The sequence below is a fragment of the Streptomyces sp. NPDC028419 genome (genome assembly GCF_055565515.1).
In genome coordinates this window covers 95829-108135 of record NZ_JBVHUE010000009.1, presented here as the reverse complement: position 1 = coordinate 108135, position 12307 = coordinate 95829, and the positions used below count along the sequence as shown (strand labels likewise).

Annotated in this window: 12 protein-coding genes; 8 read left to right on the top strand and 4 right to left on the bottom strand. The window is 72.3% G+C overall.

The genetic code is table 11. The features are described from left to right. Positions 1-17 precede the first annotated feature (17 nt). A complete protein-coding gene (pruA, locus tag ACZ4UB_RS13310; RefSeq protein ID WP_468070221.1) occupies positions 18-1649 on the top strand; it encodes an L-glutamate gamma-semialdehyde dehydrogenase in 1632 nt (543 codons plus the stop codon). 104 nt (positions 1650-1753) lie between these two features. On the opposite strand, the gene ACZ4UB_RS13305 is transcribed toward pruA, so the two are convergent. Then, positions 1754-2674, bottom strand: coding sequence for a quinone oxidoreductase family protein (locus tag ACZ4UB_RS13305; RefSeq protein WP_468070220.1), 921 nt, complete (start codon positions 2672-2674; stop codon positions 1754-1756). Positions 2675-2913: 239 nt separating this feature from the next. Here ACZ4UB_RS13305 and ACZ4UB_RS13300 point away from each other — a divergent pair, with 239 nt between their 5' ends. Then, positions 2914-3753, top strand: coding sequence for a hypothetical protein (locus ACZ4UB_RS13300; protein ID WP_468070219.1), 840 nt, complete (start codon positions 2914-2916; stop codon positions 3751-3753). Then, on the top strand, positions 3747-3941 hold the full coding sequence (locus ACZ4UB_RS13295; protein ID WP_399265609.1) for a hypothetical protein: 195 nt from the start codon (positions 3747-3749) through the stop codon (positions 3939-3941). The genes ACZ4UB_RS13300 and ACZ4UB_RS13295 overlap by 7 nt, the downstream gene beginning before the upstream one ends. On the opposite strand, the gene ACZ4UB_RS13290 is transcribed toward ACZ4UB_RS13295, so the two are convergent. Continuing rightward, complete coding sequence (locus tag ACZ4UB_RS13290) at positions 3938-4639, bottom strand: nitroreductase family protein (protein ID WP_354380033.1); 702 nt, start codon at positions 4637-4639, stop codon at positions 3938-3940. The two genes, ACZ4UB_RS13295 and ACZ4UB_RS13290, sit on opposite strands and share 4 nt — an antisense overlap. Positions 4640-4743: 104 nt before the next feature. Here ACZ4UB_RS13290 and ACZ4UB_RS13285 point away from each other — a divergent pair, with 104 nt between their 5' ends. Beyond that, positions 4744-5280 (top strand): GNAT family N-acetyltransferase, encoded by a 537-nt coding sequence (locus tag ACZ4UB_RS13285; protein ID WP_468070218.1) that lies wholly within the window; start codon positions 4744-4746, stop codon positions 5278-5280. Between the two features lie 21 nt (positions 5281-5301). On the opposite strand, the gene ACZ4UB_RS13280 is transcribed toward ACZ4UB_RS13285, so the two are convergent. Together ACZ4UB_RS13280 and ACZ4UB_RS13275 are read right to left on the bottom strand one after the other, a co-directional pair. Beyond that, complete coding sequence (locus ACZ4UB_RS13280; RefSeq protein ID WP_468070217.1) at positions 5302-7326, bottom strand: phosphocholine-specific phospholipase C; 2025 nt, start codon at positions 7324-7326, stop codon at positions 5302-5304. A 117-nt stretch (positions 7327-7443) separates the two neighbouring features. Then, positions 7444-8457 (bottom strand): NADP-dependent oxidoreductase, encoded by a 1014-nt coding sequence (locus tag ACZ4UB_RS13275; RefSeq protein WP_468070216.1) that lies wholly within the window; start codon positions 8455-8457, stop codon positions 7444-7446. A 79-nt stretch (positions 8458-8536) separates the two neighbouring features. Here ACZ4UB_RS13275 and ACZ4UB_RS13270 point away from each other — a divergent pair, with 79 nt between their 5' ends. From ACZ4UB_RS13270 to ACZ4UB_RS13255, 4 genes are all read left to right on the top strand, one after another. Next, the gene (locus ACZ4UB_RS13270; RefSeq protein WP_468070215.1) at positions 8537-9436 is read left to right on the top strand and encodes a LysR family transcriptional regulator; all 900 of its coding nucleotides are present in this window, start codon (positions 8537-8539) and stop codon (positions 9434-9436) included. A gap of 251 nt (positions 9437-9687) precedes the next feature. After that, on the top strand, positions 9688-9819 hold the full coding sequence (locus tag ACZ4UB_RS13265; RefSeq protein WP_356412621.1) for a hypothetical protein: 132 nt from the start codon (positions 9688-9690) through the stop codon (positions 9817-9819). Between the two features lie 80 nt (positions 9820-9899). Then, positions 9900-10940: a 3-isopropylmalate dehydrogenase gene (locus ACZ4UB_RS13260; RefSeq protein ID WP_354380037.1), complete on the top strand. Its 1041-nt coding sequence runs from the start codon at positions 9900-9902 to the stop codon at positions 10938-10940. Between the two features lie 227 nt (positions 10941-11167). Then, complete coding sequence (locus tag ACZ4UB_RS13255) at positions 11168-12253, top strand: branched-chain amino acid aminotransferase (RefSeq protein ID WP_468070214.1); 1086 nt, start codon at positions 11168-11170, stop codon at positions 12251-12253. Positions 12254-12307: the final 54 nt, after the last annotated feature.

Here is a 12307-nt window from a genome sequence, read left to right as displayed (position 1 = left end):
AAGGAGTTACCAGCCCCATGGATGCTGTGACCCAGGTCCCCGCGCCGGTCAACGAGCCGGTCCACTCGTACGCCCCCGGCACCCCGGAGCGCGCACGTCTCGAATTCCAGCTCAAGCAGCTGGCCGAGAACCCGATCGACCTGCCGATGACCATCAACGGCGAGAAGCGGATGGGCGGCGGCGACCGCTTCGACGTCGTGCAGCCGCACGACCACAAGTCCGTCATCGGTACCTACGCCAACGCCACCCAGGCCGACGCGCAGGAGGCCATCGACGCCGCCCTCGCCGCCGCCCCGGCCTGGCGCGCGATGGACTTCGACGACCGCGCCGCGATCATCCTGCGCGCCGCCGAGCTGCTGTCCGGCCCGTGGCGCGAGAAGCTGGCCGCCTCCACCATGCTCGGCCAGTCGAAGACCGCCCAGCAGGCGGAGATCGACACCCCGTGCGAGCTGGTCGACTTCTGGCGCTTCAACGTCCACTTCGCCCGCCAGATCCTGGCCGAGCAGCCGGTCGCGAACTCCGCCGGCGTGTGGAACCGCAGCGACCACCGCCCGCTCGAAGGCTTCGTCTACGCGATCACGCCCTTCAACTTCACGGCCATCGCGGGCAACCTGCCGACCGCCCCGGCCCTGATGGGCAACGTGGTCCTGTGGAAGCCGTCCCCGACCCAGACCCACTCCGCCGTCCTCCTCATGGAGCTGCTGGAGGCCGCCGGTCTGCCCAAGGGCGTCATCAACCTGGTCACCGGCGACGGCATCGCCGTCTCCGAGGTGGCGCTGAACCACCCCGAGCTGGCCGGCATCCACTTCACCGGCTCGACCAAGACCTTCCAGTACCTGTGGAAGACGGTCGGCAACAACATCGAGAACTTCAAGTCCTACCCGCGCCTGGTCGGCGAGACCGGCGGCAAGGACTTCGTCGTCGCGCACCCGTCCGCGGACCGCGCCATCCTGAAGACCGCCCTGACCCGCGGCTCCTTCGAGTTCCAGGGCCAGAAGTGCTCGGCCTCCTCGCGCGCCTACGTTCCGGCCTCGATCTGGAACGACGGCTTCAAGGAGGAGTTCGCGGCCGAGGTCGACGGCATCACCATGGGTGACGTCCGCGACCTGTCGAACTTCATCGGCGCGGTCATCGACGAGCGCTCCTTCGCGAAGAACAAGGCCGCGATCGACCGCGCGAAGGCCGACCCGACCTGCGAGATCGTCGCCGGTGGCAGCTACGACGACTCGGAGGGCTACTTCGTCCGCCCGACCGTCATCGCCTGCACCGACCCGGCGAACGAGGTCTTCACGACCGAGTACTTCGGTCCGATCCTCGCCGTCCACGTCTACGAGGACGACGCCTTCGACGCGATGCTGGAGCAGATGGAGTCGGTGTCGGCGTACGCGCTGACCGGCGCCGTCATCGCCCAGGACCGCTACGCGGCGGCCGACGCGATGGAGAAGCTCCGCTTCGCCGCGGGCAACTTCTACATCAACGACAAGTCGACCGGCGCCGTCGTCGGCCAGCAGCCCTTCGGCGGCGGCCGCGCGTCCGGTACGAACGACAAGGCGGGCGCGGCCTCCAACCTGCTGCGCTGGACCTCCACGCGCTCCATCAAGGAGACCCTGGTCCCGCCGACCGAGTACGGCTACCCCCACATGGGCTGACGCCCCGCCCGGGCCGCTCCACGGCCCCGCTGAACCCCGCCCCCGCTCCGGTACCCCCAAGTCCGGAGCGGGGGCGGTCTCCATTGCGGTCCCCTTCCGGTGTCCTACGGGACGAGGACGACCTTGCCGAGGTTGCGCCGCTCCTCGATGACGGCGTGCGCCCGCGCGGCCTCGGCCAGCGGCACCTCGCCGTGCACCGCCGGGCGCAGCACGCCCCGCTCCCACATCTCCCACAGCTCGCGCAGCCAGCGGGCGTACACCTCGGGCTCGCCGCGCGCGATCACCGCCATCTGGAAGCCGATCACCGACGCGCCGCGCACCAGCAGGTCGTACGCCTCCACCGTGCCGCCGCCGGAGCTGAAGGCCACCAGCCGGCCGCCGGGGGCGAGCGCGCGGACGGCGGGGCCGAGCAGCTCGCCGCCGACCCCGTCGAGGATCACGTCGTACGGGTCCCCCCAGTCGGCCGCGTCGTAGCTCACGACCTCGTCGGCGCCCAGGGCGCGCACGAAGTCCGCCTTGTCGGGGCTGCCGACCGCCGCGACCACCCGCTTCGCGCCCCCCGCCCGGGCGTACTGCAGGGCCAGCGAGCCGACCGCGCTCGCGGCGGCGGTGACCAGCACCGACCCGCCGGGCGCCGGGGAGCCCGCCTCGTAGGCCCCGCGCGCCACCAGCCCGCTGCGGACCAGGGCGATCGCGGTGGCGGCGCTCGCCGCGTCCGGGATCCGGGAGGCGAAGGCGGCCGGTACGACGGCGTACTCGGCGTAGGCGTGCGCGAAGCACAGCCCGGTCACCCGCTCCCCGACCGCGAAGTCCACGCCCGCTCCGACCGCCTCCACGACGCCCGCGACCTCGCCGCCGAGCGGTACCGGTCCGTCGCCCTCGCGGACCTTGCGGACGGTCGGCAGCGTCACCCCGATGGCCTCGGCGCGCAGCAGCACCTCCCCGGGGCCGGGCACGGGGACCTCGACCCGCTCGGTGAACAACACCTCGGGACCGCCGTTGACCTCGAACCGGACGCGCAGCATGCGTTCCTCCCCCCTGTGACCTCGATGAACGTCACAGGGTACGGAAGCCCTCCCGAAGGGTCGCCATCCGGTGCTAGCCTGGCGGGAGTTGTCGTGTACGGCGACACGCTCCACGACTCGGGCCCGGCTTCCCGAGGGGGCGAAGGGCTCTCGCGAGTTCCCGTGCGGGGTGGATGCTTCACGCAGGAGATACGCAACCTCTACGCGTCCGTGCCGGGACGGGGGCCCCGAGGAGACGTATGTCCCGCCGCACCGACAACCGCCACCGCGTGGCCACGATCTGCCGCGAGGCCACGGGGCTGCCGCACCACATCTGCCTCCAGTGGGCCGCCGACGGCCTGATCTCGCGCGGGCTGCCGGTCCCGGACGCGGAGAGCGCCGCGCAGCGGGCCTTCGAGGCGCGGGTGGTGGTGGCCCTGGCCGACGCCCTTACCTACGAGCCGACGCACGGCGCGCTGTGGGGGATCACGGCGGTGTGGCCCACCGCCTCCGGGCTCGGGATCGAGCTGGACCCGCGGACGTCGCACCGTGTGTTCGCCGCCCTGATACCGATGCTCGACGCCGAGAGCGGCGCCCTCGCCGGGGTGCCGGGCCTGCGCCGGGGCCACCGGCGGGACGGCGGACTCCACCTGCGGTGCGCGGCGGGCGGCGGAGCCATCCGCCTGCTGCCGTCCGCGCCCGCCTGGCAGCGGCCCCTGAGCCGGGCGGGCGCGATCGCCCTGGGATACGGGGACACCCCGCTGCACGGCGCCGAACGGGCGCGCCTCGACGACTGGGACCGCGGCACGGCCGCCCGGGACCGGCTGCTCAGCCGCGTCCTGCGGCGCCCCCGGGTGCTCAACGCCGTCGGTGCGGCGCACGGCCGGGCGCATACCTACGGCCACGGACGGTCGGACCTCGTCATCGAGTGGGACGCGGATCCGGGGCTCGCGGCAGTGGAGCGCAGGCTCCGGCGCAGCGGGCTGGCCGCCCCGGCCCCCGGGGCCGGCCCGCCCGGCCCGTCGACGGCCGGGACCATCTGCCTGGGCGGGGCCAGGCTCGTCCTGCGGACCACCGGGGAGGTGTGTCCCGCGTGCTGACCGGAGCGGTGGTGGCGGCGGCCGTGCTGGGCGTGGCCAAGGTGGTGCGGGACTGGTTGGTGCTGCGGCAGGTGCGGGCGGCCCTGGAGGGATGCAGCGCCGAGGACCGGGTGCGGATCGGGTTGCGGCTGGCCGCGGCCCTCGGCGGGCGGGAGGCGCCGCCCGCCGAGGGCGGTGGGAACGGTTAGACCTCGACCATGACCTGGTCCAAGGACTTGCGCAGCAGGTCGGGGACCTCGCAGTCGTCGGCCGGGTAGCCGACCGGGATGACCGCGAAGGCCTTCTCGTTCTCGGGGCGGCTCAGGACGTGGCTGAGGAAGCGCATCGGGCTCGGCGTGTGGATCAGGGCCGCCAGCCCGCTCAGGTGCAGGGCGGAGAGCAGCATGCCCACCGCGATGCCGACCGACTCGTCGACGTAGTAGTGCTTGCGCTTGGCGCCGTCGGGGCCGAGCCAGTAGCGCTGCTGGAAGACCACGATCAGCGCGGGCGCGTCGGTCAGGTGCGTCTTGACCGCGTCCGTGCCGATGGGGCGCAGGGCCGCGAGCCACTCGTCCCCGAGCCGGCCGTCGTAGGACAGCTGCTCCTCCTGCTCGGCCGCCGCGCGGATCTGCGCGCGCACGGCCGGGTCCTTGACCAGGACGAAGGTCCACGGCTGCTGGTGCGCCCCGGACGGCGCGGTCGCGGCGCAGGCGATCGCGTCCCGGACGGCCTGCTCGGGCACGGGCTCGGCGGAGAAGTGGCGCACGGTGCGCCGCTGGTCCATCCGCTCCCGCAACTCGGCGGCCCGCGCCAGGGTTTCGGGGGCGGGCATCCGCTCGGGACGGTAGGCGACGGCGCGGTAGGGCTCGCCGTGGGTGGGGGTCCATTGCTGGGTCTGAGGCGACATGCGCCGAGTCTGCCGAGAGCGGGACCGCCCTGACCAGCACCGCGTCGGCCGAATCCGGCCGGTGCGACCCCCTTCGGCGTCCGCAATGCGGGTACGGTCCCCGCATGAGCGTACGCGTCGTGCACACCGCCGGGCTGGGGGAGGACGGGCTCCGCGAGGTGCGGGCCCTGCTGGAGGGCGCCTTCGACGGGGACTTCGACGACCTCGACTTCGAGCACGCGCTCGGCGGGATGCACGCCCTGGCGTACGAGGGGGACCGGATCGTCGCGCACGGCAGCGTCGTCATGCGCCGGGTGGTGCACCGGGGCCGGTCCCTGCGCACCGGGTACGTCGAGGCGGTGGCCGTGCGGCCCGACCGGCGGCGCCGGGGGCTGGGCGCGGGGATCGTGGCCGCCCTGGAGCAGGTGATCGCCGGGGCCTACGTGCTCGGCGCGCTCTCGGCCTCGGAGCAGGGGGCCGCGCTGTACGCGGGCCGGGGCTGGAGCGTGTGGGGCGGGGAGATCGGGACCCTGGGGCCCGGCGGGCCCGAGCGGCTCGCCGAGGAGGAGGGGTCGACGTACGTGTGGGCGCCGCCCGGCGGGGTCCGGCTGGACCCCACCGGGCGGCTCGACTTCGACTGGCGGGACGGGGACGTGCTCTGAGACCGGCCGTCGGGCCCGCGCTCAGCCGCTGACGCTCGGTGCGCCCGTCTCGATGTGGCCCGTGTAGCGGCGCGACCAGGTGCCGTCGGAGTCGGCCAGGATCGTGAAGTCGTACCAGCCGTTGGAGTAGGCCACCGCGTTCCAGAAGTCCTCGCGGGAGGAGTTCGCGGGCACCGTGTAGGTCCAGGGGCCGTCCGTGCGGTAGGCGTTGGAGCGGACGGTGAAGGTGACCGCCGAGGCGGAGGTGTTGGTCAGCTTGAAGTAGATCGCCGTCTTGCCGCTGCCCGGCTCGGTCGCGAAGCGGGCCGCGACCTCGATCGACTTGCCGGCCTTGGTGGTGTCGCCGATGAAGCGGCGCAGGAAGCGGTTCGGGCCGACCATCGAGAGGTCGTACTTGCCGGAGCCGCTGCCCGTGCCGATGTTGAAGTAGTCGCTCGCGACGCCGCCCGGGTCGACCGTGTACTCCCAGGACGCGGTGTCGCGGTACTGGTGCGGGCGGATCTGGAAGTGCGCCGCGCTCGTGGCCTGCGCGCCCTGGTTGGTCATCGAGAACCAGGCGAGGATCTTGCCGGCGGCCCCGAACTCGAAGCGGTCGAGGTTGCCGTTCACCTGGTAGGGCAGGGCGCGCGCCGGGCGGGTCCCGGCTTCCTGCACCGGCAGGGCGTTGTCCTGGGGGACCGGGTTGGACAGCGGGCCGCAGGTCGACTGCCCGATCACCTTCGCGGTGGACGGCAGGCCCGCCGGGACCCCGTAGACCGGGTGGGCGAAGTCGAAGACGCCGGTGAGGTCGCCGGTCACCTTGCGGCGCCAGGCGCTGATGTTGGGACAGGTGGCCGGGGTGCCGATGGCCGCGGTCCAGGTCTCCATGAACTGGAGCACCGAGGTGTGGTCGAAGACCTCGGAGCTGACCCAACCGCCGCGCGTCCAGGGGGACATCACGATCATCGGGACGCGGAAGCCCAGGCCGATCGGGGTGCCGTCGATGTACTCGCCGGGGGTGCCGGGCGGGGCGACCGGCGGGGGGACGTGGTCGAAGAAGCCGTCGTTCTCGTCGTAGTTGAGGAAGAGGACGGTCGAGTCGAAGACCTCGGGGTTGGCGGCCAGGGCGCGGTAGACCAGGTCCACGAAGTGCGCGCCGTCGCCGGGCGGGGCGTACGGGTGCTCGGAGAAGGCCTCGTTGGCCACGACCCAGGAGACCTGGGGGAGGGTGCCCGCGATCACGTCGGCGCGGATGGCGGCCGCGATGTCGTCGGGGGTGGAGCCGGTGACCTTGGGGACCGATCCCATGCCCCGGTCCCACAGCGGGTTGCCGGGGGCGGCGTCGGTGAACTTCTTGAAGTACGCCAGACCGTTGTCGCCGTAGTTGTCCTGGGCGTTCTGGTAGACCTTCCAGCTCATGCCCGCCCGCTGGAGGGCCTCCGCGTAGGTCTCCCAGGTCAGCCCGGACTCGTCGCCGCCGTCCTTGCTGCCCGCGTCGACCTTGCCGCTCCACAGGAAGGTGCGGTTGGGGCCGGTGGCGCTGAGGGTGGAGCAGAAGTAGGCGTCGCAGATCGTGTAGTTGTCGGCGAGGCCGTAGTGGAAGGGGATGTCCCCGCGGTCGAGGTAGCCGAGGGTGCGGGTGTTGCCGACGCCGGTGACGAAGTTGTCCATCCGGCCCTTGTTCCAGGCCGCGTGCTGCGAGGACCAGCTGTGCGGCAGGTCGCCGTTGCACTGGGCGAGGGTCTCGCCGTCGACCCCGCCGACGGCCGGGGTGGAGCTGAGCTTCCACGGGTACTGCCGGCCGCCCCAGTTGTACTGGTTGAACATGCCCCAGCCGCCGGGGAGGTTGCCCGCGGCGCGGTCGCCGAAGCCGCGGACGCCCTTCAGCTTGCCGAAGTAGTGGTCGAAGCTGCGGTTCTCCTGCATGAGGATCACCACGTGCTTCACGTCCGTGATCGTGCCGGTCGCGGCGGCCGCGGCGGCCGTCGCCGTCATCGGGGGCAGGGCCGCCCCCGCCACCAGCCCCGCGCCGATACCCACGAATCCCCTGCGGCTGATCGGAGTCACTGGCCACCACTCCCCACTCGGGTGCCCTGTCGGCACGTCAGCCGCAAGAGTGGCGGCGCGGGGTTCAAAGGTCTACAGCCGTGCGGTAAGGGTTCGGTGAACTTCGGGTGGTCGGATTCAGCCAGCGATCCTGACGAGCATCTTGCCGAGATTCTCCCCGCGGAGCATGCCCAGGAAGGCGTCCACCGTGTGCTCGAAGCCCTGGACAACGGTGGTGTCGGTGCCGATCCGGCCACTGCGCAGGTGCGGGACGAGGAAGTCCTCCAGCTCGTCCTGCAGATTGGTGTGATTGCGAACCAATACCCCTTCCAGGCGCAGCGACTTGTGTACGACCTCGAAGAGGTTGCGCGGCGCGGCGGGCGAGCGGTCGCCGTTGTACATCGAGATCGCGCCCACCCAGGCGATCCGGCCGTACTCCCGCAGGACGTCGATCGCCCCCGCCAGGTGGTCGCCGCCGACGTTGTCCACGTACACGTCGATGCCGTCCGGGGCGGCCGCCGCCAACTGCTCGCCGACCGGGCCGTCGTGGTAGTCGAAGGCGGCGTCGAAACCCAGGTCGCCGGTCAGGTGGGAGACCTTGGCCGCCGAGCCCGCGCTGCCGATGATCCGGCGCGCGCCGAGCAGCCGGGCGATGTGGCCGGTGGCGACGCCGACCCCGCCCGCGGCGGCCGAGACGAAGAGGTCCTCGCCCGCGCGCAGCTCCGCCGTGCGGGTCAGGGCCGCGTAGGCGGTCAGCCCGGTGCCGCCCAGGATGCTCAGGTACGCCTCCAGCGGCACGCCCTCGTGGCCGCGCAGCAGGCGGGTCCCGTCCACGCCGCGGGTGACCAGCGCGTGCGTGCGCCAGCCCGCCCGGTGGAAGACCAGGTCGCCCTCCTTCAGGCCCGGGTCGCGGGAGGCGATCACCCGGCCCACCGAGCGGCCCTCCAGCGGGGTGCCCAGCTCGAAGCCGCCCTCGCCGCCGTCCATCATTCCGCGGTGGTACGGGTCCACGGAGAGCAGCAGGTTCTCGACCAGGGCGGTGCCCGGGGCGGGGGAGGGGACGGGAGCGGCGGCGACGGTGAAGTCGGCGGCGGTGGGGAAGCCGGTGGGGCGGGCGCTCTGGTGGACGGCGTACGCGGTCGGGGAAGTCATGATCAGGAGGCTAGGAAGGAATCACCGGGTCGGGCAGGGGGTTGCGTTCATGGATGGGAGCCATCCATGAACGACGCTCATGGAACGAGGTGGGAGGCCCGTGGAGCTGTTGCCCCAGGAGCTGCGGGTGTTGGTCGCGGTCGCCGGGGCGGGTGGCTTCTCGGCCGCCGCCCAGAGCCTCGGACTCACCCAGTCCGCCGTCTCCCACTCGGTCCGCGGCAGCGAGGCCAAGCTCGGCGTCGTCCTCTTCGAGCGGGGCCGTACGGGCGCCAGGCCCACGCCCGCCGGGGAGCGCGCCGTCGCCCACGCCCGCCGGATCCTGCGGTTGTACGAGGTGCTGGCCGCCGAGGCGCGCGGCGCCGGCCGGGACTCCGGGGCCGACCGCGTCGAGGGGCCGTTGCGCGTCACCGCCTTCCGCAGCGCCGCCCTGCACCTGCTGCCGCCCGCCCTGGAACGGTTGACCGCGCTGCACCCCGGCATCCGACCCGAGGTGCGCGTGGTGCGCGAGCTGGGGGCCGGCAGCGCGGGCGAGGTCGCCGCGGGCCGCGCCGACCTGGGCATCGCGACGCTGGGCGGGTCCGGCGAGATGCCGCCCGGGCTGCTGACGGGGGTGCTCGTGGAGGAGGCGTACGCCCTGGTCCACCCGGCCGGGCACCCGAGCCCGCGCGCACTGCCCCTAATGGACTGGGACGAGAACTGCGGTTCCTACACCCGTGCGTGGTGGCGGGCCCAGGACTGGATCCCCGGCGCCACGGTCAAGGCCGAGGACGACGCGATGGTGCTGACCATGGTCGGCCGGGGGCTGGGGATGGCGATCATGCCCGAGCTGTCGCTGCGCGAGGCCACGGACGCCGTGGAGATCGTCGGTCTCGGCCCGCGCGGGCCCGTGCGGAGCGTGGGATACGTCACCACGCCGGAATCCGCCTCCACCCTGGCCGTCAGGGCGCTGATCAGGGAACTCAGGGCCGAGAGGGGCTGAAGCGGACCGATCGGGAGGGGCTCGGACAGCTCCTTCCGGTGGGTTCGCCGTCTCAGATAGTAGGAAGTCCGAGTAATTGCGGAGACATACAGGGCGGGCTGGCCTAGCTTTGTAGGAGCCGAACGTCTCGCTGATCCAGCGAATGGCGGTCGAGAGCGTGCGCCCCGAGACAGGCAACCCCTGTGGCGCACCGTTCCCCGCCCCTTCCGGCGCCTTGAAGATCCCCCTCTCTTCTCAAGGAGTCGTTCACCATGTCCCAGACCTCTGCCGTCCGCCGCGTCCGCCACGCCTCCCGCCCCGCCGACGCCGACCGCAAGAACGCCGCCGCCGCCCTCCAGCGGGCCCTCGACCGCCGTGACAACGGTGGCTCGACGGGGCACTGACCAGCTCCTGCCCACGACATGTCCCGTCCACATCGTGGACGGGACATGTCGAGGACTGGGACTGGGAGTACGGTTTCGACATGGCGACCAGCATCAATCTCGCAGTGATCCCCGGTGACGGAATCGGCCAGGAAGTCGTGGCTCAGGGCCTCAAGGTCCTTGCCGCGGTCCTGCCCCAGGACGTGAAGCTGGAGACCAAGGAATACGACCTCGGCGCCCGGCGCTGGCACCGCACCGGTGAGACCCTCCCGGACGCGGACCTCGAATCCCTCAAGGGGCACGACGCGATCCTCCTGGGCGCCATCGGCGACCCGTCGGTCCCGTCGGGCGTTCTGGAGCGCGGGCTGCTGCTCAAGCTCCGCTTCGCCTTCGACCACTTCATCAACCTGCGCCCGTCGAAGCTCTTCCCCAACACCGCCACCCCGCTGGCGGGCCGTCCGGACATCGACTTCGTCGTCGTCCGCGAGGGCACCGAGGGCCCGTACACCGGCAACGGCGGCTCGCTGCGCACCGGTACGCCCGCCGAGGTGGCCACCGAGGTCAGCGTCAACACCGCCTACGGTGTGGAGCGCGTGGTGCGTGACGCGTACGAGCGCGCCAACGCCCGCCCCCGCAAGAAGCTGACGCTCGTCCACAAGAACAACGTCCTCGTCTTCGCCGGCCACCTGTGGAAGAACATCTTCGACACGGTCGGCAAGGAGTACCCCGAGGTCACCACCGACTACCTGCACGTGGACGCCGCGACGATCTTCTTCGTCACGCAGCCCGAGCGCTTCGACGTGATCGTCACGGACAACCTCTTCGGTGACATCCTCACCGACCTCGCCGCCGCGGTGACCGGCGGGATCGGCCTGGCCGCCTCCGGGAACATCAACCCGACCGGCGCCTTCCCGTCCATGTTCGAGCCGGTCCACGGCTCGGCCCCGGACATCGCGGGCACCGGCAAGGCCGACCCGACCGCGACGATCCTCTCCGTCGCCCTCCTGCTGCGCCACCTGGGCTACGAGGCCCAGGCCGCCCGCATCGAGGACGCGGTCTCGGCCGACCTGGCCGAGCGCGACGGCACCTTCCGCAGCACGGACCAGATCGGCGACGCCCTCGTCGCACGAGTAGCCGGCTGACCCGGCAGCTCCACTTCCAGGAAGCCGCCGGGTGGCACACCGCACCCGGCGGCTTTTCCTGCACGGCCCCGGGTGCCACCATCTCCCCTGGGCCGCAACACCCCGTTTCACCGGAGCCATCGCGCGCGCGATAATCGAACGCGAGGCCGCGGAATGCGGGGAAGCTCGGACGTCCTAGTACGCCGTGAGCGCGGTCCGCCCTACGAACCGGTGAAGGACAAGCACTCATGACGACGCCCACGATCGAGCTGAAGCCCTCCTCGAACCCCCTGTCCGACGCGGAGCGCGAGGCGATCCTGGCCAGCCCCGGCTTCGGCCGCCACTTCACCGATCACATGGTGACGATCAAGTGGACCGAGGGACGCGGCTGGCACGACGCCGAGCTGGTCCCCTACGCGCCGCTGTCGATGGACCCGGCCAACATGACGCTGCACTACGCGCAGACGATCTTCGAGGGCCTCAAGGCCTACCGCCAGCCCGACGGCACCGTCTCCACCTTCCGCCCGCAGGCCAACGCCGAGCGGTTCCAGCGCTCGGCCCGCCGCATGGCGATGCCGGAACTGCCGACCGAGCTCTTCATCGGGGCGTGCGACGCGCTCATCAAGCAGGACCGCGCCTGGGTGCCGGACTCCGGCGAAGCCTCGCTCTACCTGCGCCCGTTCATGTTCGCGAGCGAGGTCGGCCTCGGTGTCCGCCCGGCGAACGAGTTCCTCTTCATCGTCATCGCCTCCCCGGCCGGCGCCTACTTCCCCGGTGGCGTCAAGCCGGTCTCCGTCTGGCTCTCCGAGGAGTACGTCCGCGCCGTCAAGGGCGGCACCGGCGACGCGAAGACCGGCGGCAACTACGCCGCCTCCCTCGTGGCCCAGGCCCAGGCCGCCTCGCACGGCTGCGACCAGGTGGTCTGGCTCGACGCGATCGAGCACCGCTGGATCGAGGAGATGGGCGGCATGAACCTGTACTTCGTGTACGGCGACCGCATCGTCACCCCGGAGCTGACCGGCTCGCTCCTGCCGGGCATCACCCGCGACTCCCTCCTCACCATCGCCCGCGACCTCGGCTACACCGCCGAAGAGGGCCGGATCACCACCGAGGACTGGAAGCGCGACAACGAGAACGGCACCCTCACCGAGGTGTTCGCCTGCGGCACCGCCGCCGTCATCACCCCGGTCGGCTCGGTCAAGTCCGAGCGCGCCGACTGGACCCAGGGCAACGGCGAGCCCGGTGAGGTCACCCTGAGGCTCCGCAAGGCGCTCCTCGACCTCCAGACCGGCCACGCGGCCGACACGCACGGCTGGATGCACCCGCTGGGCTAGCCCCTCCCGCCCCGCCGGTACGACGACGGCCCGCGTCCCCTGCGTCGGGGGCGC